This is a genomic window from Pseudomonas gingeri, assembly GCF_013385635.1.
Taxonomy (GTDB): Bacteria; Pseudomonadota; Gammaproteobacteria; order Pseudomonadales; family Pseudomonadaceae; genus Aquipseudomonas; species Aquipseudomonas gingeri_A.
In genome coordinates this window covers 140,097-164,959 of sequence record NZ_JACAPR010000002.1, presented here as the reverse complement: position 1 = coordinate 164,959, position 24,863 = coordinate 140,097, and the positions used below count along the sequence as shown (strand labels likewise).

The following is a 24,863-nucleotide window of genomic DNA, read 5'->3' as shown; positions in this document are numbered from 1 at the left end:
CTATTCCTCGGTCAACGCAGAGCCCGCGCGGTCCAGCAAGGGCTTGAACAGATAGTTGAGCAGCGAGCGCTCGCCGGTACGCACGAACATTTCGGCGGGCATGCCCGGCTTGATCACCAGCCCGTTGAGTTTCTCCAGGGCCTGGTCGCTGACCGAACTGCGCAGCACGTAGTACGGCGCCCCGGTCTTCTCGTCGAGCAACTGGTCGGCGGAGATCAGGCTGACGGCTCCGCTGACCCGCGGCGTGCGGTTCTGGTTGAAGGCGGTGAAGAGAATGTCCACCGGCAATGCGCTACCCACCTTGTCCACCAGGTTCACCGGCAGATGCCCCTCCACTTCCAGGCGCTCGCCCTGCGGCACGATTTCCAGCAAGGTCTCGCCGGCCCGGACCACCGCGCCCTCGGTATGCACGCCGAGGTTGACCGCGATGCCTTCGGCCGGCGCGCTGATTTCGCTGTGCTGCAGGTCGAAACGGGCGGAAGTCAGTTGCTGCTCCAGGGTCAGGGTTTTCAGCTGGGCATCGGCCAACTGGCTGCGCACCTCCTTCTGGTACTCCTCGGCGTGCTGCGCCAGCTTGAGTCGCGACTCGAGGATCCCCTGCTCGACCCGACCGCTTTCGCCGGTGTTCTGCGCCAGGTCCTGTTGCACCTGGGATAGCTGGCGCTCGTATTCCATCAGCCGGTTGCTGGGGATATAGCCGTTGTCCGCCAGGGGTTTGAGGTTCTCCAACTGACGACGCAGGGAGTCGGCACGGGCGCTCATGTCGGCGCGGGCCCGGCGCATGCCGGCCAGTTGCGCGCTGGCGCCCTCGATCCCGGCGCGGATGCCTGCCTGCTCGCGGGCAAAGGCCTCGCGGCGGCTGCTGAACAACTGCCGCTGGCCTTCGAGTACCAGGCTCAGTTGCGGGTCGGGATCACTGCTCAGTTCCACCGGGAAATGCACCTGCGCCGAATTGTCCCGCTCGCTTTGCCAGCGCGCCTGGCTGGCCCAGGCCATGCGGTACTGCGCCCGCAGGGACTGGACATCGGCCGAGCGCTGGGTCTGGTCGAGGCGAAACAGCGGCTGCCCCTGGTGCACCAACTGCCCTTCACGTACCAGGATCCGCTCGACCACCCCGCCCCCTAGCGATTGCACGGCCTTGCGCTTGCCGGAAACCACCACGGTACCCTGCACCGCGATGCCCTGGTCCAGCGGCGCCAGGGCTGCCCAGGCAAAAAAACCACCGGCGCCCAGCAGCGCCAGCCACCAGCCGGCACGGGCAAAGAATCGTGCGTCACGTTCGGGACGCTCAAGGGTATCGTCGTGCTGTATCAGGCTGTCTTGACTCATGCCCCGCTACTCCGTGTCGGCGCGCTGTATTGTCGGCTCAGGGTCAACCCGGCCGGTTGCGGGACCGCCTGCGGTGTCGCGCCCTGGGCGGTGGCCGACAGCGCCTTGAGCACCTCGGCGCCGGGTCCGAAGGCCTGCATCCGCCCTTCGCTGAGCACCAGCAGCTTGTCCGCCTGGACCAGCGCAGTGGAACGGTGAGTCACCAGGATCACACTGCAGCCCTGGGCCTTCAGTTGCGCGATGGCGGCGGTCAGGGCCGCTTCGCCCACGGCATCGAGGTTGGAATTCGGCTCGTCGAGAACCACCAGCCGCGGTCCGCCATACAGCGCCCGGGCCAATGCCACCCGTTGCTTCTGCCCACCGGACAGGCCGCTGCCATCGTCGCCGAGCACGGTGTCATACCCCTGGGGCAGGCGCAGGATCAGTTCATGCACCCCGGCCTGGACCGCTGCCGCAACCACTTTTTGCGGATCGGCGTCGCTGAAACGGGCGATATTCTCGGCAACCGTGCCACTGAACAGTTCGATCGACTGCGGCAGATAACCGATGTGCGGGCCGAGTTCGCTACGGTCCCAGCGATGGATATCCGCGCCGTCCAGGCGCACCACACCGCCCAGGGTCGGCCAGACGCCCACCAGCACGCGTACCAGGGTCGACTTACCGGAGCCAGAGGAACCGAGGACGCCGAGCACTTCACCCGCCTCCAGCTTGAAACTCACCTGATGCAAGGTCGCGCCACGCCTGCCCGGCGGACCGGCACTGACCTGCTCGAACGCCACCTGCCCCCTGGGCTCGGGCAGGCTCATGGGCAAGGCGCTTTCGGGAAACTCGCGAAGCAGGTCGTCAAGCCGCCGATAGGCCAGCTTGGCCGCACTCCACTGCTTCCATACGGCGATCAACTGATCGATCGGGCTCAATACCCGGCCCATCAGGATCGAGCCGGCGATCATCATCCCGGCGCTCATATCGCCCTTGATCACCAGCAACGCGCCCAGGCCCAGCACCAGCGATTGCAGGCACAGGCGCAGGGACTTGCTCAACGAGGCGACAATGGCCCCGGTATCGCTGGCCTGGTTCTGCCGGGCGAGAAAGCGCGAGTGGATCTGGAACCAGCGTTTGCGCAACGCACCGAGCATACCCATGGCCTGGATGGTCTCGGCGTTATGCAGGTGGCTGGTGGCCAGTTGGCTGGATTTCTGCGAATAGCCGCTGGCTTCGCCCAGCGGCTTTTTTGTCAGCGACTCATTGAGGCAAGCCAAGGCGATCAGCAGCAATGCACCAACGCTGGCGAAGACTCCGAGCCAGGGGTTGAACAGGAAGATCACCAGCAGGTAGATCGGAAACCAGGGCGCATCGAAGAACGCGAACAACGCCGGTCCCGTGAGAAACTGACGGATATGGGTCAGGTCGCCCAGCGCCTGGCCGGCGTGGCCTTCGCCACGAAACAGGTTGCGCTCGAATGCCGCTCGATAGACCCGCAGGTTGAAACGTCGCTCCAGGGCGCTGCCGATGCGGATCACGATAAAACTGCGGATCGTTTCCAGCAGCCCGATAAAGGCGAAAAATCCGACCACCATCAGCGTCAGCATCACCAGGGTGGTTTCGTTCTGCGAGGTCAGCACCCGGTCATAGACCTGGAGCATGTAGATCGAAGGAACCAGCATCAGCAAGTTGATCAGGGCGGTGAAACAACCAACGCTGATCAACGTGCTTTTATAGTCGCCGAGTACACTAAGCAAGGGTGTACCAGAAATCATCTTCAACGATTTCATTTATCTTCCCTGATATTTTTATTCCGAGTGTTCGTAATGCCTGATGCCTTCGGATAGATCGCCGAAGAGTTTGACAGTGTTATCCTTGAAATCTGGAAGAGTATTCTTATTTGGCAAAACCGCTCCTTCGGAAATAACAAGGGTAAGCAAGTAGCGTTTTCGCGCTACTTGCCTATGTCGACTCAAGTCAGTGGAGTAACCTACTGAGTCGACGACTCAGGCCACGATATCCGTGACCGCTGCCTGACCCAACGTGATGACCTGAAAATCGGCCACGCCGTTCCCGGAAAAATCGATCGCCAAGTCAAAACCCAATATCGCCTGGCCAGCCTGGCCGGTGAATTTTTCGACGAAGTTCAAGCCGGAACCGCCGGTGATGCCGGTCAGGTCGATCGTGTCCTGGCCGCTGGAAAAATCGACGAGCCAGTCGGCGTCGCCAGGCATCGAATCCGATACGTCCGTGTACACGAAAGTGTCGCGCCCCTCCCCACCCAGCAACCAGTCGAGGCCGGCACCGCCTTCGAGGACATCGTGACCGCGACCGCCTTCAAGAAAATCCTCCCCATCACCGCCGATAAGGATGTCGTGGCCCGTGCCACCATTGAGGAGATCATCGCCCCCCTTACCGATGAGGATGTCGTGGCCCGCGCCCCCTTCCAGTACATCGTCTCCTTCACCGCCGTGAAGATTGTCGTGACCGGCATAGAGGTTGACCCTCTGATCGTGGATTAATCCTGATGTGTCGAGATGGTGAGTTGCCATACTAAGTCCTTGAAACATGGGAAAACGTACACGAACGCTTCACTGTTCGATAACGAGGGCGGGCATTAGACAGACTCATGCCCGCAGATTCGTGCACATAACGCTCACCCGACGATCAAACGCCGATTTTTTGAAAAAGCCATCTGAAACGGGCGGATCTCCAAGGGGAAAAGTCGACACCACGACCACTCCCATGGCGATCCGACTAGTCCCGGACATCCCTGCTGAACGTCAGTTCACCCCGCTTGCCCGATGCCGTGTAGCGCGTGCCCTGTCGGTTCAGATGCACCAGGCCGTTACCCTCCTGATCGAACAACCACAGCCCATCCGGCGTCGGTTCCCAACTGCCAGGTTGCTGTCCAAGCAGTCTGGCGGCGCATTGCAGGTCGCCAGCCAGCGTCGGCGCCTGGACGCAAAGCTCCAGGACACAGATCTGCGCCGAACCGTCATTGACGGACAACTGCCATTGGCCCGCGAGCGATTCGCGGCTGGGTAACAACAAACTACTGGCCATGACGGCATCTCCTGTAAGTACCAACAGCACGAGCAATGAGCGCGCCCGGGCAATCCCTTGATTTCGAGGCCCGAGGAGCAGCCTCTTGTTGCGGATCTTCATCCGTTTCCCCTTGCTGCCCAGGCCTGCCCGAAGCGAAGAGGCAGCGCGGACGCCGCCTCCCGTTTCACCGAATCAAACCACGATATCGGTGACTGCCGCCTGCCCCACCGTGGTGACCAGGAAATCGGCCACGCCGTGCCCGGAGAAGTCGATCGCCAGGCTGCCCAGGTTGGTGCCCGAGGCATAGGTCAGCACGGCATCACCGGCATGCCCGGTGAAGGCATTGACGAAGTTCAACGCCGCACCGTGGGTGATCCCCGACAGATCGATCTTGTCCTGGCCGCTGACAAAATCCATGATCCGGTCGGCGGCCTTGGGTGCCGAGTCGGAAACGGCGGCGAACACGAAGGTATCGTTGCCCGCCCCGCCCCACAGCTTGTCCGCGCCGCCCGCACCGTAGAGGATGTCGTTGCCGGCACCGCCACGCAGTTCATTGGCGGCATCGTTGCCGATCAGCAGGTCGTTGCCCGAACCGCCGATGGCATTCTCCACCGTGACGCCCTGGGCAATGGAGATATTGCCGACCATGCCCCCCACGTCGGAGAACGAGCCGGCGTGCAGGTTGATCTTCTGGTTCTGGGTGAAGCCGGAGAAATCCAGGGTGTCGTTGCCGCCGCCGTCCCAGACCGAGAACACCAGCTTGTCCGAAGACGAGGTGGCGCTCAGGTAGTCGCGACCGGCATTGGCGTTGAAACCGTAGGTGGTGTCACCGGCACGGGTGCTGTAGTTGGCGCCGTAGAGTTTCTGGATCGCCGCGATATCGTCCATCAGCGGACCGGACGAATAGGCTTCGACGCCACCCTTGCTGAAGTTCTGGCTGGTGTTGCTTTCACTCCAGTAGCTCATGACGCTATAGCCGCGGGTATCCTGCCCGTAGGAGGCGTCATTGTAGGTCGGATTGCCTTCGCCGGCGTTGTAGTCGCCAGGATGGGACAGGCCCAGGGTATGGCCGATCTCGTGGGTCAGGGTCTGGCGACCGTAGTTGTTCAGGCCCGGCGTCTTGTTGACGTTGTAGCCGCTACCGGTCAGGTACCAGGACTGGCCGTCGTAGCCAGGTTCGGTGCCCGGCAGGAAGGCGAATGCCGCCGCGCCCTCCTGCCCGCCGCTGTAGTTACCGAAGGTCATGTGACCATCGCCGCCCCTCGCTGCCTCGGTGAAGGTCACATTGGCCACGTCCGCCCAGGACTGCATGGCCAGGACCGCCTGTGACTTCTGCAACGCACTGAACTGGCTGAACCCGGTGACTCCCAGACCGCTGAAGTTCGAGGTCGGCGATGTCAGGAAGGTATAGGTCAGTTCGATCTTGCCGCTGCCGTTCAGATCGTGCCAGGCGGCACCGTCACGCAACAATTGCGTGGCGGCCTGATCGACGGAGTAGGAGGGTTTGCCATTGACCGTGAGGTTGCCGCCACGATCATATTGATGGCTGAAGCTATTGATCTGGTTAAAGGCGGAACTTGTCCCGTTGGCCGCCAGTGCCGATTCCGAGGAAACAATAGCTTTCGCTTTGACTTTCGACATAAACACACTTCCTTGTTTGCAAGTGAAACAGTTTTTGTCAGATAGCGACAATCCCTTGGCGAGATCATCCTATCACTCGCCCTTTTTGAAGGCAGCGAGAAACTGACACATTTTGAAATCAATCGTCCAGCGCTTTTTTTGATATCAAAGTGCTGCATTTCGAAAAGATCCCGCAAACATTGCTTATGCGCCTGAAAGTTTTTTCCGACAGACTCACCTGACACTAACAAGCAGACTTTCAAGAATATTCAAGTCAGAAAAACGCATACGAGAAGTGCATCAATAAATGACTGACCAGTCATCCGTGATCATTAAGTTTTATTGCTGCCCGCTCGTTCTTAGTGCATCCAGGGCAACTTCGCCCGTCAGTGCGGGAGCGGCACCGCGTCACCTGCAGAGCGGACGCGGAGCGTCCAGCGAGGCATTCCCACGCTGGAGCGTGGGAACGATCAACGCTATCAGACCACGATATCGCCCTGGGTGATCTGACCTACCGCCGTGATCATGAAATCGGCGACACCATTGCCGTCGATATCGATGGCAAGGCGGCTTTCGTGGCTGGACCGGGTGTAGCTCAACAGCGTTTCGCCGGTGACACCGGTGAACGCATCGACGATGTTCAGCCCGGCGCCGCGAGTGATACCGGAGAGATCGATCTTGTCCTCCCCACTGACAAAATCCATGATCCGGTCGGCAGCACCCGGCGCCGAGTCGGCAGCGACCATGAACACAAAGGTGTCGTTGCCCGCCTCGCCCCACAGCCTGTCCGCACCGCCTGCGCCATACAGGATGTCATTGCCGGCACCGCCGCGCAGCTCATTCGCCGTCTCGTTGCCGATCAACAGATCATTGCCCGAACCGCCGACGGCATTCTCCAGCGTGACGCCCTGGGCAATGGAGATATTCCCGACCATGCCGCCCACATCGGAGAACGCGCCGGCGTGCAAATTGATCTTCTGGTTCTGGCTGAAGCCGGAGAAATCCAGGGTGTCGTTGCCGCCGCCGTCCCAGGCACAGAACACCAAGGCATCCCACGACTGGGACGCACTCAGGAAGTCACGCCCCGTATTGGAATTGAAGCCGTAGGTCGTATCGTCGGCACGGGTACTCCAGTTGGCACCGTAGAGTTTCTGAATAGCCGCGATATCGTCCATCAACGGGGCAGACGCATAGTGAGCCGTGCCATCCCGGCTGAAATCCTGGCTGTTGGAGGTTTCGCTCCAGTAGCTCATCACGCTGTAACCCAAGGTGTCCTGCGCATAGGTGGCATTGTGCGTGTAGCTCGTGCCTGCGCCGTTGTAGTTGCCGGGATGCGGCAAACCCAGCGCATGGCCGATTTCGTGGGTCAGGGTCTGACGGCCGTTGTTGTTCAGTGCCGGACTTTTATTGTCCTCATAACCGTCAGCGGTGCTGTACCAGGACTGCCCGCCCAGTCCCGATGCATCCCCCGGGCGAATGGTCTGGGCCGCGCCGTCGCCCACCTTGTAGTCGCCAAAGGTGATATGCCCATCGCCACCCCGCGACGCTGCGGAAAACGAGATATTGGCGGCGTCCGCCCAGGATTGCATGGCCAACGCCGCCTGGGTCTTTTGCATGGGACTGAACTCATGAAGCCCGGCGAGGCCCAGCTCATAATAATCATCGTTGGACAACAGCTGCGATGTGCTCGGAAAGCTGTAGGTCAACTCTATTTTCCCGTTCCCGTCGGTATCCGCCCAGGGCGTTGAACCGTTCAACAGATTTGTCGCGGCTTGATCCACTGAATAAGATGGTTTGCCGTTGACTGCCTGCCCCTCACCGCGCCCCGACCTGGCGCTGAACTCACGAACAGTTGAAAGAAGATGCTGATTGACGACTTCGCTGGCTTTCGACACTTTCATACCCTATCAATGTAAGAGTCCGGGAACTGGAAAGGCTCCCTGCGACACCCCATTGAACAATCCTACGGATCCGCGAGCTTCTAAATAGCGCCCGACACCACTCTCACCCTGCCCGCCGGCAAGAACCGTGACGAGGCGACAATACCGTCATTGAATCCGTGGTAGATCATAGCAACCTTGCTACCCACGGCCGCCAACGCCGCGCAGTAGTATCCCGGATGAACTCTCACAGACATGCCCGAATGGTTAGCGACGAATGGTGCTGAAAAACGATCATCTCGTCTTGCGAAGAAGTAAAAGCAGTCTACTGTGAAAAAGTGTATATCTTGAATAGTCTGTATTTCCCTACGTCGTCTGGTCCGCAGTAACATCAGGTAGCTAAGACACAACGGAGTCTGGTTATGGAAGTCGCCCTCATTCCGGTGAATGAGGATGATTGCGGAGCAGGTTTTACGCATAGGTTGTTCATTCCTCGATACGGGTTGCTATACCGAGCCACCTTGCTGCTTGTTTTCAGCAGATACCGGCGTCTGCCGCTGCCCGGTTGCCGCAAGTCGCCCCATCAACGACTTATAAGTAACATCCACCTTCAGCCTCCACATAAAATTTCTCATCCCTTGACGATCTTTCATATCGCGGGGCCTCCCTTTCTGATGGCCAGTCACTTGGAAAGTTTAAAGCACCTGAATAGGTGTATGCATAACAACTGCTGAAAAGGGGAAGAGCAATGAACACACAAATCGGGAAGGATGCCATCAAAGATGAAGCGTTCCTGCCTTATCGAATCATTCAAGGCAGCAGTATCGATTCCTATCAGGAAAAGGTCGTTTACACCTATGGCGATAATCCAGAGGATTGGCGCAAGGCCATCGGCGACTACATGCTCTTTCAGTTTGGCATCTACGATGACCCTCGCTCGACCCCACCTATCAGCCTGGATGAGTCAGGTATTCGGTACTTTGAACGTCAGTTGAAACTGGCGGGACTGGAAGAGCCGAACCGCCCTCCCATGAATCGGATTCTGGATATCGGCTGTGGCTGGGGATACATACTAAAATATCTGGCCGAACGTTTTCCCGAGTGTCAATGCCTGGATGGAGTCAATGTCAGTCGACGCCAACTTGATTATTGTGCAAAATTCCATTTTGAACAAGGTCTTTCCGACCGCATAAATTTGTACCTGTGCAACGCCAAGGATATCGACCTATTGCCAAACCCCATGGACTACTATGACCTGGTGATTATTCGAGGAGTCATCTCGCACTTCCCGAACGATCTCTATGAATCGGTAATAGGCAAACTAAAACCAAAGTTACGCGAAGGCGGCCTGATTATAATATCAGACAATCTTTACAACACCGAACCTCATCACTATGAATCTGACATCACAGACGATGTCGATCGCCTGGCCTGCAAGCACCGAAAATCACCGGGGTACTTTCGCAACGTGCTTGAACAAGCAGGCCTGAGCACTCATGACATGAGGGTCCTGCCCTCAAATATCGACGTAGCCCGGTGGCTTATGGATTCAAAAAAAAACATCGAAAACAAAGCGCTTTTCCCACATGGCGTCAGCGGAGCCTTAGAGGAGTTGCGGATATTGGCGGAAAACTGGTCAGTTGCGTTGATCAAAAACAAGGTCTCCACCTACAGCATTATTGCAAAAAAACCTTTCAGCCGGGAAACCGATGAAAATATTCAAACTCATAAAGAGCACTGACAAATGCCAAAATCAAACTTGAAAAGCTTGGATTCCATGCCAAAACAGGGTGAAATGATCTATATTCCAGAGACAGGAATGACACTCAAGCCAGAACTTCACCCAGACAGCGATCTAATTGAGAAACGCCTCGCCATTGACGACCGCCCCTACATAATGGATTTTTTCAAGAGCCAAAAAGCCACGAACACCTATATAGCTCAGCGGATTCCCGCATGGGGAGGCCTGTGCTACCCCCACGCTTTAAAAGACAGAATTTATTCGATCCAGCAAATGATGAATGTAGCCACCCTCATGGACGAAGAGTTTACCACCCCTTCAACCCAATCAAATGATAAAAAGCTGGAGACTCTTAGGAAAGCCTATTTTTCGGCTCTAGATGGTATCTCCCCCCCTCCGTCGACCCCAATCGCAAGAATGCTATTCCACAACCTTGAATATATTAAAGAGTCATTGAATTCAAGACCACAAGTTCAAAAACGCCTTTTAAACGCAATTCGCAACCAAATAAACAGCCTCGCCAAACCCATCGTCCGCAATATCGACGTTCTTCCGTATGATCGATACATGGAATTACGCCGCATTGATGTCTTCGGCGAGTGGACAGCCACACTGACCGAGTATGCAATTGATGTTGACATGACAGAACACCTGGAAAACAGCAGTTCCCTGCGTAAAGTCAGAATCGCCGCCATAGATTCAATAACGCTGGCCAACGATCTTTTTTCCTTTAGAAAGGAAATTCCGGCAAAAGACTCTCTCAATGCGATTTGGATTTTGATGCGAGACAAAAAACTTGAGATCCAACAAGCCATTAATCTGCTTGCATCCCTTTTTTTTGAAAACGAAGTCGCTCTGATCAATTCCAGAAATGACGTCCTTGGCAGCAAATTGGGAACTAACCATGAGGTCTGCGCCTACATGACAGAGTTGGAGCACTTACACAGTGGCAATGCCGAGTTTCATACCTTCAGCACACGCTATCAAGGCATAGATTTCCAAGGCGAGAGATTCACCTCTGGAGAGGTGCCGATTGGAGATTTTCCAACGCTTCAGGAAATAGCGGCCAACGATACGGGCAAGCGCCGGCCAGACTGAAGAAATGCGGCACCCGCTGTCGACAGATCTGGATCTGGGTCGATTGCACGGATGTTCTAGACTTGCCCCTGCAAACCGGCGCTAACTGTCACCCTGCATCAATGCCCAACGCCCCAGGTACAGCATGTCCAGCAACGCCGACAACTGGATCGACCTGACTCAGGATCAGGACACCGGTATCGAAACCCTCCGCGCCCATTTCAAGGGGCACGCCTACGACGCCCATTGGCATGACAGCTATCTGGTGGGGGTCACCGAACAGGGCGTGCAGCAGTTCAATTGCCAACGCACCCGCTACCACAGCGTGCCGGGCAACGTGTTCCTGCTCGAACCCGGCGAGATCCACGATGGCGATGCGCCCACCGAAGGCGGCTTCACCTACCGCACTCTCTACCTCGACCCGCACTGGCTGGAACGGGAGCTGGGCGCACTGTTCGAAGAAGCGCCGGCCAACAGCCAACTGTCCTTTGCCAGCCCGCTGGCAACCAGTGACAGTCGCCTGGCCCTGGCGACCAGTACCGCGTTCCAGGCGATCCACAGCCAGGAACTGCGCATAGTCCGGCAAAGCGCCCTGGATCAGTTGTTCGACGCCCTCACCCGCCATCTGCACTGGCGTACCCGCTATCATGAAGACCCACGCCTGCCACGGGTGGCGCAACTTGCCCGGGAATACCTGCATGCCCACCTGCAGCATGACTTGAGCCTCGACGACCTCGCGGCGGTGAGCGGTGTCGACCGCTTTCGCCTGACCCGCGCTTTCAAATCGGCCTATGGCCTGCCACCCCACGCCTACCTGGTGCAACTGCGCCTGGCCAAGGCCCGGCAGATGCTGGCCCGTGGCGAACAACCCGCGACCGTGGCCATGGCCCTCGGCTTCGCCGATCAGAGCCATCTCGGACGCTGGTTCCTGCGGGCCTATGGCCTGACCCCGGCGGCCTATCGCAAGCGCTGCTCAAATCTTCCAGACGCCTGAGGCAGCAGTCGCGAAGATCGTTCCATCGATCTCTACGCGGAGCCCCTGCCCATGCTGTCCACCTTTCCGAGTCTGCTGCCCTTCCTGCTGTTTGCCTTTGTCGCCTCCATCACCCCGGGACCGACCAATATCCTCGTGCTGAGCAACAGCGCCCGCTATGGCCTGGTCGCGGCGCTGCCGATCATTCTCGGCGCCTGCGCGGCGGCTGCACTGATCGTGTTGCTGGTGGGCAGTGGGGTCGGCCAGTCACTGACCGGCATGCCCCTGGTGCAACTCGCCATGCAATGGCTGGGCATCGTCTGGCTGAGCTACCTGGCCTGGCAGATCTTCAGTGCCACGGCGAGCGCCATCGATCCCGATGCCGACCCGGCAAAGCGCCTCGGACTGCTGGGTGCGGCCAGTCTGCAACTGATCAACCCCAAGGTCTGGATGATGGCCCTGGCGGTGGTTGGGGTGTTCGCCGGCAGCGGTGCCGAACGCCAGGCCCACGTGTTGTCGCTGTCCCTGGCATTCTTCCTGGTGTCTCTGCCGTGCATGGGCTTGTGGGCCGTGCTGGGGGTCGGCTCGGCGCGGCTGTTTCGCTCGCCCCTGGCGATGCAGCGCTTCAATCGCTGCATGGCGTTGCTGTTGCTGGTTTCGGCATGGCTGAGCGTATTGGTATAACGTGGAGGGAGTCGCTGCAGTGCAAAAGCCGGTCGCCCTGGTGCGCTTTTGCCAGCGACCGGCTGCGTAACGTGGCCGAACGGTGCATGAAGACACCGGCCTCGACAATAAACGACCTGCCGCGAGACCTCTCCATAATGAAAAGCCTCAACATGAAAAGACAGTTCACCAGCTGTCTGTTCCTCTGCGGTACCGCACTCCTGAGCAACCCGGCATTCGCCAGCGACGACGCTTCCTGCAAGAGCGTACGCATGGGTGTCGTCAACTGGACCGACGTCATCGCCACCAGTGGCATGGCTGACGTACTGCTCAACGGCCTGGGTTATGAAAGCAAGCAGACCAGCGCCGTGCAGCAGATCATCTTTGCCGGTATCCGCGACAAGCGCCTGGATATCTTCCTCGGCTACTGGAAGCCGGCGATGGACAAGAATATCGAGCCGTTCGTGGCCGCCAACCAGGTCAAGGTCATGGCCAAGCCGAGTCTGGCCGACGCCCAGGCGACCCTGGCCGTTCCGCAGTACGTCGCCGACGCCGGGCTGAAGACCTTTGCCGATATCGCCAAGTTCAAGGACCAGCTCAAGGGCACCCTCTACGGGATCGAACCGGGCAGCGGCGCCAACACCACCATCAAGACCATGATCGACACCGACCACTTCGGCCTCAAGGGCTTCAAGCTGGTCGAGTCCGGTGAAGCCGGGATGCTCGCGGCGGTACAGCGGGCGGTCAATCGCAAGGAGTTCGTGGTCTTCGTCGGCTGGACGCCGCACCCGATGAACATCAACATGAAGATCGCCTACCTGACCGGCAGCGAAGATGTCTATGGTCCCAACGAAGGCGCCGCGACAGTCTCCACCGTCACCGCCCCGGACTACGCCGAGCGTTGCCCGAACGTGAACAGGCTGCTGGAAAACCTGACCTTCACCGCCGCCCAGGAAAGCCAGTTGATGGTGCCGATCATGGAGCGCCAGACACCCCAGGACGTGGCGAAGAAATGGTTGCGTGATCACCCCGAGGATCTGCAGCGCTGGCTGGCCGGTGTCACCAGCATCGACGGCAAGGATGGCGTGGCGACCGTGCAGGCCAGCTTGAAGTAAAGATCAGTGCAGAGCTTGTGAGAGCGGGCTTGTGTGGGAGCTGACATTGTGGGAGCGGGCTCGCCCGCGAAGAGGACCTTGAGACTTGCAGCGCCCATGATGGCCTCTTCGCTGGCAAGCCAGCTCCCACAGGGCCGGTTGGCTGAGCACAGGATTACAACCCGGCACGGACATTGTGGGAGCGGGCTCGCCCGCGAAGAGGACCTTGAGACTTGCAGCGCCCATGATGGCCTCTTCGCTGGCAAGCCAGCTCCCACAGGGGCACTTGGCTGAACACAAGATGGCAGCCCGACAGGGACATTGTGGGAGCGGGCTCGCCCGCGAAGAGGACCTTGAGACTTGCAGTGCCCATGATGGCCTCTTCGCTGGCAAGCCAGCTCCCACAGGGCCGGTTGGCTGAGCGCAAGATAGCAACCCAACACGGACATTGTGGGAGCGGGCTCGCCCGCGAAGAGGACCTTGAGGTTGCTGGAGCTTCGCGGGCCAGCCCGCTCCTGCATGAACCGCACTCCTACAGGCTTCGCGTCCTGTAACCATGGAACCCCAATGAGCAACTACCCTCTTTCTCCCGAACTGAGTGCCTTTGTCGACAAGACCCTCGGCTTCGGTTGCCCGGACAGCAGCATCCAGGGCCTGCGCATCGGCTACAGCGAGATGTGCAAGGCCTTTACCCCTCCACGCCCGGCCGGCATCGCGGTCAGCGAGCAACGGATCGCCGGGGTGCCCGTGCGCCAGTACCGACCCACCTCCCCTCGTCCGCCAGACGGCTGGCCTTGTGTGGTCTATCTGCACGGTGGCGGCTGGGTGGTGGGCGATCTCGACTCCCATGATTTCATCACCGCCGAACTGGCGTCGTTGCTGAACGCCGTGGTGATCGCCGTCGACTACCGGCTGGCACCGGAACACCCCTTTCCCGCCGCCTTCGATGATTGCCTGGCGGTCTGGCGCAGCTTGCGCAACGACGCCAAGGATTGGCAACTGGACCCGCAACGCCTGGCGATTGCCGGTGACAGCGCCGGCGGCAACCTCGCTGCCGCCGTATGCCTGGCCTTGCGCGATGCCGGGGAACCGCAGCCGGTGGTACAGGCCCTGATCTATCCAGGGCTGGGTGGCGATGAAGGCCTGCCTTCACGCAGCGAATGCGCCGATGCACCGTTGCTCAGCGCCAGCGATGTGCATTGCTACCACACGCTTTACCTGCCGGGTCCGGGCAAACCCTCGGCCTATGCCATGCCCTTGCAAGCCACCGATTTCCACGGGCTGGCTCCAGCCTTTATCGCCGTGGCGCAATACGATCCGCTGCGGGATGACGGGGTGTGCTATTTCGAGCGCTTGAAGCAGGCCGGCGGCACCGCCAGCCTGCATATGGGCCTGGGACTGGTCCACGGCTGCCTGCGGGCACGGGGAATGGCGCAGGAAGTGGATCTGCTGTACGAGAAGCTGCTGGCGCAGTTGCGGCGCTATCTGAGCCTGTAGCAGATAATGCCGCCGTAGGAGCGGAGCTTGTGTGGGAGGGGGGCTTGCCCCCGAAGCTTTTAGCGTTCTCACAAGCCTCATCGCTGGCAAGCCAGCTCCCACAAAGAGGGGTTCCCACTTCAAGTGGGACGATCCTCGGGATCAGATAACGAAGCGTGCCACCATCGCATTCAGGTCCACCGCCAGGCGTGACAGCTCATGACTGGCGGCACTGGTCTGGTTGGCTCCGGCGGCCGACTGGGTTGCCAGGTCACGGATATTCACCAGGTTACGGTCAACTTCCCGCGAGACCTGCGCCTGCTCTTCCGAAGCGCTGGCGATCACCAGGTTGCGCTCGTTGATCAGGTTGATCGAGTGAGTGATCTGCTCCAGGGCGACACCGGCGGCACGGGCCATTTCAAGGGTGGTCTGGGTACGCTGGTTGCTCTGCTGCATCGACTGCACCGCTTCGCCCGTACCGTTCTGGATCCCGGCCACCATCTGTTCGATTTCCCGGGTCGACTGCTGGGTACGATGGGCCAGTGCCCGCACTTCGTCGGCCACCACGGCAAAACCACGACCGGCCTCGCCGGCACGGGCCGCTTCGATGGCGGCGTTGAGCGCCAGCAGATTGGTCTGCTCGGCAATCGCCCGAATCACGTCCAGTACCTGGCCGATATCCCGACCCTGGGTCGCCAGACCTTCGATCAGCACCGAGGTGTTCTGCACGTCCTGGGTCATGGCCTGGATCGCACCGACGGTTTCCACTACCCGGTCGCGACCCTCGCGTGCCGCCAGGTTGGATTGCTGGGACGCCTCGGAAGTCGAGACCGCATTACGCGCTACTTCTTCGACAGCACTGGTCATCTCGTTGACCGCGGTGGCCGCCTGTTCGATTTCGTTGTTCTGTTGCTGCAAGCCGCGCGAGGCCTCTTCAGTCACCGCGCTGAGTTCTTCCGCCGCGGAAGCAAGCTGGGTGGCCGATCCGGAAATCTGTTCGATGGTCTTGCGCAGGTTGCCCTGCATGGCCGACAACGCCGTGAGCAAACGCGCAGGCTCGTCCTTGCCATCGACCTCGATCGGCTTGGTCAGGTTGCCGCCGGCAATGGTCTCGGCCGCGGCCAGCGCCTTGTTCAAAGGCGTGACGATACTGCGGGTCAGCAGCCAGGCGAGCAACACGGTCATCAGCGCCGCAACGACCGATACACTGATAATGCCCAGGCTGGCACTGTCATATTCCTGCCCGGCCTGCTCCGACGACACCTTGGCACCGGCCTTGTTGATGTCCATCAGTTGATTGAGTTGCACACCCATCAGGTCGGTGCCGGCCTTGATCTGGTTATTGATCAGGCTGCGCAGGTCATCGAGCTTGTTCTGTCGCGACAGCTCGATCATCTGGCCCTGGTCGCGGAGATAGGTATCGAGAGTTGCCGAAAACTCCTTGTACTTGGCCAACTCCTCACCCGCGGAAGGCAAATCGGCATAACTCTTCTGGTCCTTGCGGATCTTGTCCGTCAGGAAGGCGATACGCGCGTCCGCCTCCTGCAAGGCCGCAGGCTCGCGATTGATCAGCACGCGAAACGACAGGATGCGCAAGCGCAGGACACCTTCGATCACATTGCTCAGATAGCCGACACTCGGCAACTGGTTGGTGTTCATATCGACCGATGCCTGGCGGATCACCGTCATGCGCGTTTGTGCAAACACCCCCAACACCACCACCAGCAGTGCGATAAACGCAAAACCGAGAAAGGCTCGAGGGGCGATATTCATATTACGTAGGGACATGGGAGGCTCTCTCTGAACATTGGGGGCTTAGCGTCCATGCCATCTGTCCACCAGGTGGGAACAAGACGATGCTCCGCCCGACGGTTAACGCCACGTCTGTAAAAACTCGCGGGCTTATTATCGATATCGGCAGGACTTTATGTTTTATTCAGGGCGAGAGGCAAAAATATTTTAAATAATTACAAGCAGTTGAGAAGCTATATCTGTGACGCCAAAAAGATGGCTATTTAATACTAGTCAAACGTTTCAGCAGTGTAACTCTATAACACTTCAAACTCTATTATGGATCCAATAAGTGCGCTGCAGATAAAAAAACGGGAGCGGATCCAATCCGCTCCCGCCTTTTTAGGCAACTACCCCGAATAACGCGATAATTACTCGCCGGTCTTGATCTTGTTCCACAGCCGGGTACGGATCCGGTCGATGTTCAACGGCATGGCCTCCAGCGCAAACAGCTTGCCCATCATCTCCGGGCTCGGATACACCTTGGTATCGGCCTTGAGCACCGGGTCCACCAGGCCATCCGCCGCCGAGTTGCCATTGGCGTACTTCACATAATTGCTGATACCGGCCATTACCTCCGGACGCAGCAGGTAGTTCATGAAGGCATAACCGGCTTTCTCATCCGGCGCATCGGCGGGCATCGCGACCATGTCGAACCAGATGGCTGCGCCCTCCTTCGGAATCGAATAACCGATATTCACGCCGTTCTTGGCTTCCGTGGCGCGACTGGCGGCCTGCAGGATATCGCCGGAGAAACCCACGGCGACGCAAATATCGCCATTGGCCAGGTCCGAGGTGTATTTGGATGAATGGAAGTACGCCACGTAGGGTCGCACTTTCATCAAAAGATCCTCGGCCTTCTTGTAGTCCGCCGGGTTCTTGCTGTGGTGTGGCAGGCCCAGGTAATTAAGTGCCGCCGGCAGCAACTCGGGACCATTGTCGAGAATCGCCACCCCACACTTCTGCAACTTCTTCATGTTCTCGGGCTTGAAGATCAGGTCCCAGGAATCCACCGGTGCATTGTCCCCCAGCACCGCCTTGACCTTGTCGATGTTGTAGCCGATGCCGGTACTGCCCCACAGGTAAGGAAAGCCATGTTCGTTGCCCGGGTCATTGACCTGCAGCGCCTTGAGCAAGGCCGGGTTGAGGTTCTTCCAGTTCGGCAACTGGCTCTTGTCGAGTTTCTTCAGCGCGCCGCCCTGGATCTGCCGGGCCATGAAGTGGTTGGAAGGAAACACCACGTCATAACCCGATTTGCCGGTCATCAACTTGCCGTCCAGGGTCTCGTTGCTGTCATAGACGTCGTAGCTGAAACCAATCCCGGTTTCAGTCTGGAAGTTCTTGGTGGTATCCGGGGCGATATAGTCCGACCAGTTGTAGATCTTGACGGTTTCGCCCGCCTGGGCGAGGGACGCCACCAGCATCAAGGGAGCAATGGACATGCGGATCATCAGTCGATTCCTGTATTTGGTTGTTGTTGGCAGGCTCAAGTGATCAAGGATCAGAAAATCAGGACGTAGGTCTTGCGCACGGTTTCCTGGATGTCCCAGATTCCGGTGCTGTTTGCCGGCAACATCAGTGCATCGCCGGCTTCTATGTGCAGGGTTTCACCGCTGTCCGAGGTGAAGGTGCAGCGGCCCTGGATAAAGTGGCAGAACTCCTGAGCGACGATCTGCCGCCGCCAGCGCCCCGGGGTGCACTCCCAGATCCCGGTCTCGACGCCGTCGGTGCGCTCGACACAGGTCACCGAAGCCACGGAAACGTGTTCGCTGAGGGGCACCGCGACCGGGTTCGAGACTTCGAGGGTGGCCGTGGCGGTATTCTTGAATTGCGTAATGCTCATGGGATCAGTCCTGCGGGTGGATGACCCGGCGCAGCCGCGCCGGTTATTTCATGAAACCTTCCATGAACCCGGCCACGCCGCTGGCCAGCTTGCGGCGCCACGGCGGGGTGTTGGGGTTGGCCAGGGTCTGGTCTTCATGGACAAAGCTGCGGATGATCGCGTTGTAGCCCAGCCAGCGGCAGGGTTCGGGCTCCCAGGCCTTCAGCGCGGCCAGCCCGCCCTGCTGGATCACCCAGGGTTGCCGGACCCGCTGGGTATCCTGCTGCAGAATCAGGTCGGCCAGGGTGCGCCCGCCGAGGTGGCTGGCACCGACCCCTTCACCGCCGTAACCGCCGGCCAGGGCAATACCGTTGGCACGGTCGCAGAGCATGTGCGGCTGGAAACGCCGCGACATGCCCAGGTTGCCGCCCCAGGCGTGGGTAATTCGGACTTTCTTCAGTTGCGGGAACAGCTCGCCGAACAGATAGCGACGCAGTTCGATTTCCTGCTCGGTCAGGTTGAAGTCATGTCGCAGCTGGCCGGCGAAGCGATAACCGCCACGGGCGCCGAATACCAGGCGGTTATCGGCGGAACGCTGGCCGTAGGTGACCTGGCGACTGCTTTCGCTGAAGGCCTGACCCTGACTCAGGCCGATTTCGTCCCAGGTCGCCGCCGACAACGGCTCGGTGGCCACCAACAGGCTCTGCACCGGCAATTGATAACGCCCCAGGGGCGGCAGGGTCACCGAGTAGCCTTCGACCGCCGGCACCACCCAGTGGCTGCGAACCTGGGCCCTGGCCGTGCGCAGGCCACCGGAGCGCCAATCGGTCACCGGGCTGTTTTCGTAGATCGGCACGCCGAGGCGTTCCACCGCCCGGGCCAGCCCGCGTACCAATTTGGCCGGCTGTACAGTAGCGATATGCGGCGCGAAGATGCCGCCATAAGGGCGCGCAATACGAATCTGCCGGGCCAGTTGCTCGGGGCTCAGCCAGGCATAGTCGGACTCGTCGAGGCCCTGCTTGCGCAGCTTGTCCAGGTAGGCGCGCAGGCTGTACTCCTGCTCGGGATAACGCGCGGCGCAGTAGAGCACCCCGCCCTTGCGATAATCGCAGTCGATGGCTTCCTGATCGAGGACGCTCTTCACATCGTCAGGGATACTGTGCAACAGGTCGAAGGATGCCCGGCGCTGTTCCGGTGACAAGCCGGCGAGCAGCCGGTCTTCCCCCAGCAGATTGCCCATCACCCAGCCACCGTTGCGCCCGGAGGCACCAAAGCCGGCGGTCTGCGCCTCGACGATCACCACCTTCAGTTCGGGCGCCTGGCGCTTGAGGTAATAGGCGGTCCACAGCCCTGTGTAACCAGCGCCGACAATCGCTACGTCGACATCCAGGTCCTGCTCCAGGCTGGCCCGCGGTGTCAGCGGCTCATCGAGCTGATCCATCCATAAACTGATATTTCGCCACACCGGCATTGCAGACTCCACAACCTGTAACAGATGGTGGTGATCCTAGTACCGCCGGTCAGGGAGTGTCTTGCGCGCGTGCACGCAGAGAAATTTGCCTGCCGTAGGCTTTCGGCGACAGGCCGGTGTGCTCGCGAAAACACTTGTAGAACGCCGACAGCGAATTGAACCCGGCGGCAAACGCCAGTTCGTCGATACGTGCCGGTTGCTCGGCCTTGTCCAGGGCCGCGAGCAGGTGCTGCAGTCGCGCCTGGTTCACATAGCGGTAGAAACTCTGGCCGAGCACCCGGTTGAGCAGATAGGAAATCTGATTGCGACTGTAGCCGCACTCCTTCGCCACCCGCTGCAGGTCCAGTTCCGGATCGAGGTAGGGTTGCTGGCGCTCGAAGTACTGTTGCAGATCGTCGGCCATGAAGCTCAGTTGCCGTGGCGACAGGCCCAGCCGGCTCACCGCAGGACGCGCAGCACGGGTATTTTCACCGGCAACCGGTTGTTCATGGACCAGCGAGGCGTATTCGTTGACCCGCCAGATCAGACCGTCGCGCACAGTGATGGCTTCGCTGGAGCGGAACGACACCAGGCCCCGGCCACCGCGCAGGGTCATCTTGTATTGAATGAAAGCGGTGTTGCCATCCAGGCGGATACGATCACTGTGTACCAAGGCCTCATCCGACTCCCTCGGCATGCTGCCCCGGACATACTCACGTAATTCGGACAGCCCCATGACGCGGTTCTGGAAGAAGTCGTGGTACTGGATCTGCGGGTGATACAGTGCCATGACCCCATCCAGGTCGCGGTGTTTCCAGCACAGGTGGTAACGCAGGACAGTGTCGCCGGTGGTCTGGGTCTGGGCCGGGCCGTCATCGTCGTCGGACATGGAACGCTCAAATGCAGGTGAGTTATGACACAGATCAAATTACACGAAAACAATCGCCGAACGGCCTGAAAAAACTCTCCTGCCCATTGCGAACGAGTGCTATTTTTAGCACTCGGCCAGGTCGGACCAAGAGGTCCTTCCGTTCCTACCCGCGAGCAAAAGGAAGCGCTCAATGAAACAGGTGGGCACCATGAGCAAAATCTTCAGCAAGGTCACCTTCCCCAATGCCTGCCAATTGATGCGCTGGCATTTTCACCCCTTGGGTTTCGAAGCCACCATGGATGCGCCGGGCAGCATGATCGCCCGGCTGTTCGACCGGGCCAGCAGCGAAACCCTGATCGCCATTGCCGGGATACCCTGCGCCACGGTGATGAATGCCGCTGATGTGGAGCGCATCATCGAGGCGATCGAGGCCGAACTCGAATCCTTCGAGCCACCGCAAAGCCTGAAGGCCCTGGCCTGACTCCATAGGGATGGCCATCCCCACAAGGTATGGCCATCTCCCGGTAGTGGTTTATGCCTTGGCGCGCAAATCGGCAAAAAACGCCTTGTCCCCGGCAACCCGATCGGACGCCTTGGGCGCATTCGCCGCCTGGGTATCCTGCCCATCCAGATACCAATAGCAATGTTTTACCGCCCGGGTGATCCCGACGTAGGCCAGGCGCAGGATCTCATCCTTCTGCGCGCTGTCGTAGGGTTCGGCATCGCCATCCTTGCCCAGTCCCGCCATCCGGTAGACCTGGTTCTTGTAGGGTGAGCGAGTCAGGTGCAGGCAATCACCGAGCAGGAATACCGCATCGGCCTGTAACCCCTTCGAGCTGTGATAGGTCAACTGCTTGAGCCGGCGCTGCTCGAACGGCAAGCTAGAATCCACATTAACTATCGACTGAATATGCTCTTCAATCAATAATTTATCGCTACTTTTTCGAAACAACATCAAGATACTATCGCCCTTCTGATAGTGTTCTGCCAGGCGCTGGCCCAACGCGGCGTCGTCTCGATCCAGGATATTCACGGGCAGCACTTCCTTCATCCCTCCCGCAGCCTTGGCCTTTTTCCCGGCGATGGCCGGAGCTGCCCGCACGATATGCTCGGCCGCATCGATAATGTGCTGGTGGCTGCGATAGTTGTCGCTGAGCATTACCCGGGTAGTCGCCGGCGACGGAAACTCCTTGCCGAACTCCATGAAGTACTTGGGTGAACTGCCCCGCCAGCCATAGATCGACTGCCAGTCATCGCCCACGCACAACAACGAAGAATGCCGGGCTCCGTGCCCGACATGCAGGGCCGGGCCACGCCGACGAATTTCCCGCAGGCTGGCCCGCAGCCAGGAGACGATCTGCGGCGAAACATCCTGGAACTCGTCGATCATCAGGTGCGACAGCGGCCGCAACAGTTCGTCGCTGAGCAACGCCTGGTTTTCCGGGTTGTTCTCACCGAACAGCGAGAACATCCGGTTATAGGTCATGATCGGCGGCGATTGTGCGAGCAAATGCGCCTCCAGGGCCTTCCAGTACAGACTCAGGGCCTCGAAGAAGAACCGGTCCGGATCATCCTGGGCAAAACTCATCTGGCCCACGGCGACATTGACGTCCAGGCCGAGGTTCTCGATAAATCCGGCGGCCATGACAAAACAGTCAAGCAGAGGCGCCGAAGCCAGCTCGCCCTTGACCTTGTAATCGAAACCGGGACCGGCCGTGGCATCACCACCCAGGGAGGACAAAACACGTTTTGCCGACTCATAGTTATCAAGCCATATCAATGGCTTACGACAAAAAGCTTGAAACAGAGTGCGCTTTACCGCCCATTCCGCACGCACCGTCAGGCGTGAGCCCGGCCGCGTGATCTGCGGGCTTTCGCGCGGGTCGAAACCCAGGACCACCCAGGCATCCAGCTCCGGGATATAGCCATGGCAATGAAAGCGCGAGCCGTTGATATCGACTGTCTCGCGGTTCGGCTCGATCCCTTCGATCGGCCAGGCGCCGGCGCGGAACCACAGGTCCTCGACGGTATCGCACAGTTCCTCGTCGCGCCTGGACGCGAGCTCGGTAACCGCCATGCGTTTCTGCACATCCGGGTGATCCTGCTCCAGTTCCTTGAGTTGCAGCGCATGTTTGTACAGCGGCACCAGGACTTCACGCAAGCGCGGCTCGTCGCGGTACAGCCGGTGATAGCAGGCATTGAGCTGCTGGCGCTGGGCGTCATTGATCCGCAGGTCGAAGGGATTGCTGTCGGCACCCTCGTCCTCGAACAGCGTGCGCGCACTGAGGTTCTCGAACGCCTGCAACTGGGCAAAACCCGGCAGGCTGCGGACCATCGGCAGGATCCGCGAATGAAAGGTGCGCACCACGTCCCTCGCGTCTTTGGGACTGAGCGTACGCCCCCATAACGCGAAGACCTCGATCAGCTTGGCAATGAAATCCTTGCGCGATTCGCGGGTAAAGGTCACCACGGTCAGCGAGTCGAGTTCGAAGCCCAGGTAGTGGGTCAGCAGGAGAATACGCAGGACCAGTGACGTGGATTTCCCCGCGCCGGCCCCGGCGATCACCGAAGTTGACGGCGTGTCGCTGAAGATCATCTTCCATTGCGCCGTGCTCGGCTGCGCATGGGCCGGCAACAGGCGGGCAACGTCCGCCTTGATGAGCCTCTTCAGCTCAGCCCCCAGCGGCAAGCGCCAGTCGTCGAACAGGTTGCCGTCGACCCCGGGCGCGCGGTGTTCCGCAGGACGCGTATCGCGGATCAGCAACACCTGCCGCCCCTCTTCCAGACCGTCGGCGCGCCCTTCCTGGTAACCGTATTCCACGCCGGCACTGTGGCCGCTACGGAAGCCATCCGCCTGCCCCTGCAACCAGGACGCCACGTGCTGCGCCCGCAGCCGGCTCAGGCCACTGCCCAGCAGGCGGGCCATCAGGCGCTTGAGCAGCGGCAACTGGGCCAGGGAGGAAAGTTCGGCGGGCGGTTCGGGGGTGTATGACGACACGCTGACTCCAGGTCTGAGGCTGTCCGGACGGGAGGCCTATGGTCGCTCCATTACGCCTGGAGTTCTAGTCAATTGCTTGTCTATCAGCTGTTTAGGCGACGAATTGAAAGTGGAGACATCATTGGAGGCACGGAAAAACATCAACTATATCGATTGTTTTGAAGCATTATTTACGCTTTTTATCGATATTGGTTTGATCGATCATAGGACCATCATCAACCGGTCACCGTCCTGCCCTGGCCCGTGCCAGCCCACGACGAACCTGAACAGGAGAAGACTCATGCTGCAACTCAGGCCCTTCAACACCCTGGGCGGCGCTCACCACGGCTGGCTGGATGCGCACCACCACTTTTCGTTCGCCGAATACCACGATCCGCAGCGCATGAACTGGGGCAACCTGCGGGTCTGGAACGACGATGTGATCGCCCCTGGCACCGGTTTTCCGCAACACCCGCACCGGGACATGGAAATCATCACCTATGTCCGCGAAGGTGCCATCAGCCACGAGGACAACCTTGGCAACAAGGGTCGCACCGAAGCCGGCGATGTCCAGGTGATGAGCGCTGGCACCGGGATCGCCCACAGCGAGTACAACCTGGAATCGACGCCCACCAGGATCTTCCAGATCTGGATCATCCCCAACGAAGCCGGCTCGGCTCCCTCCTGGGGTGCCAAGCCGTTTCCCAAGGGCGAGCGTGGCGAAGGTTTCGTCACCCTCGCCAGTGGCAAGGCCGGCGATGACCAGAGCCTGCGGATTCGTGCCGATGCCCGCCTGGTCGCCGCCAACCTGAAGGCCGGTGAAAGCGCCGAATACCGCCTGGACGGCAAGCGCCGCGCCTACCTGGTGCCGGCCACCGGAGTGATCGAGGTCAATGGCCTGCGCGCCGAAGCACGTGACGGCGTGGCCGTGGCCGAGGAAGAGGTGCTGCGGATCACCGCCGTGCAGGACAGCGAGATCATTCTGGTGGATCTGGCCTAGAAGGACTGCCGAGCGATCAGCAGGTGTGGCGAGTGGGCTTGCCCACGCTCGACTGCGAAGCAGTCGTAA

General features: G+C 59.7%; 20 protein-coding genes and 2 pseudogenes. 8 read left to right on the top strand and 14 right to left on the bottom strand.

Annotation, left to right across the window (positions count from 1 at the left end):
• From HX851_RS02140 to HX851_RS02110, 7 genes are all read right to left on the bottom strand, one after another.
• The gene (locus HX851_RS02140) at window positions 1-1,329 is read right to left on the bottom strand and encodes an HlyD family type I secretion periplasmic adaptor subunit (protein ID WP_177064809.1); all 1,329 of its coding nucleotides are present in this window, start codon (window positions 1,327-1,329) and stop codon (window positions 1-3) included.
• On the bottom strand, window positions 1,326-3,101 hold the full coding sequence (locus tag HX851_RS02135) for a type I secretion system permease/ATPase (RefSeq protein ID WP_177064807.1): 1,776 nt from the start codon (window positions 3,099-3,101) through the stop codon (window positions 1,326-1,328). The genes HX851_RS02140 and HX851_RS02135 overlap by 4 nt, the downstream gene beginning before the upstream one ends.
• A 216-nt stretch (window positions 3,102-3,317) precedes the next feature.
• Window positions 3,318-3,863 carry a M10 family metallopeptidase C-terminal domain-containing protein gene (locus HX851_RS02130; RefSeq protein WP_256262735.1) on the bottom strand — a complete coding sequence of 182 codons (546 nt, stop codon included), beginning with the start codon at window positions 3,861-3,863 and terminating at the stop codon, window positions 3,318-3,320.
• 205 nt (window positions 3,864-4,068) lie between these two features.
• Window positions 4,069-4,377 carry an AprI/Inh family metalloprotease inhibitor gene (locus tag HX851_RS02125; protein WP_177057038.1) on the bottom strand — a complete coding sequence of 103 codons (309 nt, stop codon included), beginning with the start codon at window positions 4,375-4,377 and terminating at the stop codon, window positions 4,069-4,071.
• A 174-nt stretch (window positions 4,378-4,551) separates the two neighbouring features.
• Window positions 4,552-6,000, bottom strand: a complete 1,449-nt coding sequence (locus HX851_RS02120) for a serralysin family metalloprotease (protein WP_177064805.1) — start codon at window positions 5,998-6,000, stop codon at window positions 4,552-4,554.
• 458 nt (window positions 6,001-6,458) lie between these two features.
• Entirely contained in the window at window positions 6,459-7,880 is a 1,422-nt protein-coding gene (locus HX851_RS02115; protein ID WP_177064804.1) for a serralysin family metalloprotease, read from the bottom strand.
• Window positions 7,881-8,365: 485 nt separating this feature from the next.
• On the bottom strand, window positions 8,366-8,512 hold the full coding sequence (locus HX851_RS02110) for a hypothetical protein (protein WP_177064803.1): 147 nt from the start codon (window positions 8,510-8,512) through the stop codon (window positions 8,366-8,368).
• A 95-nt stretch (window positions 8,513-8,607) separates the two neighbouring features.
• Between HX851_RS02110 and HX851_RS02105 the strand changes: the two genes are divergently transcribed.
• The 6 genes from HX851_RS02105 to HX851_RS02080 all read left to right on the top strand — a co-directional run bounded on the left by HX851_RS02105 (window position 8,608) and on the right by HX851_RS02080 (window position 14,904).
• Window positions 8,608-9,600 carry an SAM-dependent methyltransferase gene (locus HX851_RS02105; RefSeq protein ID WP_177064802.1) on the top strand — a complete coding sequence of 331 codons (993 nt, stop codon included), beginning with the start codon at window positions 8,608-8,610 and terminating at the stop codon, window positions 9,598-9,600.
• A gap of 3 nt (window positions 9,601-9,603) precedes the next feature.
• Window positions 9,604-10,698 carry a terpene synthase family protein gene (locus HX851_RS02100; RefSeq protein ID WP_177064801.1) on the top strand — a complete coding sequence of 365 codons (1,095 nt, stop codon included), beginning with the start codon at window positions 9,604-9,606 and terminating at the stop codon, window positions 10,696-10,698.
• A 124-nt stretch (window positions 10,699-10,822) separates the two neighbouring features.
• Window positions 10,823-11,671, top strand: a complete 849-nt coding sequence (locus tag HX851_RS02095; RefSeq protein WP_177064799.1) for an AraC family transcriptional regulator — start codon at window positions 10,823-10,825, stop codon at window positions 11,669-11,671.
• A gap of 51 nt (window positions 11,672-11,722) precedes the next feature.
• A complete protein-coding gene (locus HX851_RS02090) occupies window positions 11,723-12,334 on the top strand; it encodes a LysE family translocator (RefSeq protein WP_177057045.1) in 612 nt (203 codons plus the stop codon).
• A 152-nt stretch (window positions 12,335-12,486) separates the two neighbouring features.
• A complete protein-coding gene (locus HX851_RS02085) occupies window positions 12,487-13,428 on the top strand; it encodes a choline ABC transporter substrate-binding protein (protein WP_177064797.1) in 942 nt (313 codons plus the stop codon).
• Window positions 13,429-13,974: 546 nt separating this feature from the next.
• Window positions 13,975-14,904: an alpha/beta hydrolase gene (locus tag HX851_RS02080; protein WP_177064795.1), complete on the top strand. Its 930-nt coding sequence runs from the start codon at window positions 13,975-13,977 to the stop codon at window positions 14,902-14,904.
• A 141-nt stretch (window positions 14,905-15,045) separates the two neighbouring features.
• Here HX851_RS02080 and HX851_RS45385 read toward each other — a convergent pair.
• From HX851_RS45385 to HX851_RS02055, 6 genes and pseudogenes are all read right to left on the bottom strand, one after another.
• Window positions 15,046-15,645, bottom strand: a pseudogene (locus HX851_RS45385) (methyl-accepting chemotaxis protein); the annotation flags it as partial.
• 306 nt (window positions 15,646-15,951) lie between these two features.
• Window positions 15,952-16,656 (bottom strand): annotated as a pseudogene (locus tag HX851_RS45380) (MCP four helix bundle domain-containing protein); the annotation flags it as partial.
• Window positions 16,657-17,045: 389 nt separating this feature from the next.
• On the bottom strand, window positions 17,046-18,125 hold the full coding sequence (locus HX851_RS02070; protein WP_177057049.1) for a polyamine ABC transporter substrate-binding protein: 1,080 nt from the start codon (window positions 18,123-18,125) through the stop codon (window positions 17,046-17,048).
• 50 nt (window positions 18,126-18,175) lie between these two features.
• Complete coding sequence (locus tag HX851_RS02065) at window positions 18,176-18,517, bottom strand: cupin domain-containing protein (RefSeq protein ID WP_177064791.1); 342 nt, start codon at window positions 18,515-18,517, stop codon at window positions 18,176-18,178.
• A gap of 43 nt (window positions 18,518-18,560) precedes the next feature.
• On the bottom strand, window positions 18,561-19,967 hold the full coding sequence (locus HX851_RS02060) for an NAD(P)/FAD-dependent oxidoreductase (protein WP_177057051.1): 1,407 nt from the start codon (window positions 19,965-19,967) through the stop codon (window positions 18,561-18,563).
• A gap of 49 nt (window positions 19,968-20,016) precedes the next feature.
• Window positions 20,017-20,835 carry a helix-turn-helix domain-containing protein gene (locus tag HX851_RS02055; RefSeq protein ID WP_177064789.1) on the bottom strand — a complete coding sequence of 273 codons (819 nt, stop codon included), beginning with the start codon at window positions 20,833-20,835 and terminating at the stop codon, window positions 20,017-20,019.
• 172 nt (window positions 20,836-21,007) lie between these two features.
• On the opposite strand from HX851_RS02055, the gene HX851_RS02050 reads away from it, so the two are divergent.
• Complete coding sequence (locus HX851_RS02050; protein ID WP_177057053.1) at window positions 21,008-21,298, top strand: DUF1652 domain-containing protein; 291 nt, start codon at window positions 21,008-21,010, stop codon at window positions 21,296-21,298.
• A gap of 51 nt (window positions 21,299-21,349) precedes the next feature.
• Here HX851_RS02050 and HX851_RS02045 read toward each other — a convergent pair whose 3' ends face one another.
• Window positions 21,350-23,815: a UvrD-helicase domain-containing protein gene (locus HX851_RS02045; protein ID WP_177064787.1), complete on the bottom strand. Its 2,466-nt coding sequence runs from the start codon at window positions 23,813-23,815 to the stop codon at window positions 21,350-21,352.
• Window positions 23,816-24,095: 280 nt separating this feature from the next.
• On the opposite strand from HX851_RS02045, the gene HX851_RS02040 reads away from it, so the two are divergent.
• Window positions 24,096-24,794 (top strand): pirin family protein, encoded by a 699-nt coding sequence (locus HX851_RS02040; protein ID WP_177057055.1) that lies wholly within the window; start codon window positions 24,096-24,098, stop codon window positions 24,792-24,794.
• Window positions 24,795-24,863: the final 69 nt, after the last annotated feature.

Excerpts from the sequence above, each read along its gene's own strand:
- HX851_RS02100 (WP_177064801.1), top strand. The coding sequence starts at position 9,604 with ATGCCAAAATCAAACTTGAAAAGCTTGGATTCCATGCCAAAACAGGGT.
- HX851_RS02105 (WP_177064802.1), top strand. The coding sequence starts at position 8,608 with ATGAACACACAAATCGGGAAGGATGCCATCAAAGATGAAGCGTTCCTG.
- HX851_RS02080 (WP_177064795.1), top strand. The coding sequence starts at position 13,975 with ATGAGCAACTACCCTCTTTCTCCCGAACTGAGTGCCTTTGTCGACAAG.
- HX851_RS02040 (WP_177057055.1), top strand. The coding sequence starts at position 24,096 with ATGCTGCAACTCAGGCCCTTCAACACCCTGGGCGGCGCTCACCACGGC.
- HX851_RS02110 (WP_177064803.1), bottom strand. The coding sequence starts at position 8,512 with ATGAAAGATCGTCAAGGGATGAGAAATTTTATGTGGAGGCTGAAGGTG.
- HX851_RS02050 (WP_177057053.1), top strand. The coding sequence starts at position 21,008 with ATGAAACAGGTGGGCACCATGAGCAAAATCTTCAGCAAGGTCACCTTC.
- HX851_RS02060 (WP_177057051.1), bottom strand. The coding sequence starts at position 19,967 with ATGCCGGTGTGGCGAAATATCAGTTTATGGATGGATCAGCTCGATGAG.
- HX851_RS02125 (WP_177057038.1), bottom strand. The coding sequence starts at position 4,377 with ATGGCCAGTAGTTTGTTGTTACCCAGCCGCGAATCGCTCGCGGGCCAA.
- HX851_RS02135 (WP_177064807.1), bottom strand. The coding sequence starts at position 3,101 with ATGAAATCGTTGAAGATGATTTCTGGTACACCCTTGCTTAGTGTACTC.
- HX851_RS02095 (WP_177064799.1), top strand. The coding sequence starts at position 10,823 with ATGTCCAGCAACGCCGACAACTGGATCGACCTGACTCAGGATCAGGAC.
- HX851_RS02120 (WP_177064805.1), bottom strand. The coding sequence starts at position 6,000 with ATGTCGAAAGTCAAAGCGAAAGCTATTGTTTCCTCGGAATCGGCACTG.
- HX851_RS02055 (WP_177064789.1), bottom strand. The coding sequence starts at position 20,835 with ATGTCCGACGACGATGACGGCCCGGCCCAGACCCAGACCACCGGCGAC.
- HX851_RS02140 (WP_177064809.1), bottom strand. The coding sequence starts at position 1,329 with ATGAGTCAAGACAGCCTGATACAGCACGACGATACCCTTGAGCGTCCC.
- HX851_RS02085 (WP_177064797.1), top strand. The coding sequence starts at position 12,487 with ATGAAAAGACAGTTCACCAGCTGTCTGTTCCTCTGCGGTACCGCACTC.
- HX851_RS02090 (WP_177057045.1), top strand. The coding sequence starts at position 11,723 with ATGCTGTCCACCTTTCCGAGTCTGCTGCCCTTCCTGCTGTTTGCCTTT.
- HX851_RS02065 (WP_177064791.1), bottom strand. The coding sequence starts at position 18,517 with ATGAGCATTACGCAATTCAAGAATACCGCCACGGCCACCCTCGAAGTC.
- HX851_RS02130 (WP_256262735.1), bottom strand. The coding sequence starts at position 3,863 with ATGGCAACTCACCATCTCGACACATCAGGATTAATCCACGATCAGAGG.
- HX851_RS02115 (WP_177064804.1), bottom strand. The coding sequence starts at position 7,880 with ATGAAAGTGTCGAAAGCCAGCGAAGTCGTCAATCAGCATCTTCTTTCA.
- HX851_RS02070 (WP_177057049.1), bottom strand. The coding sequence starts at position 18,125 with ATGATCCGCATGTCCATTGCTCCCTTGATGCTGGTGGCGTCCCTCGCC.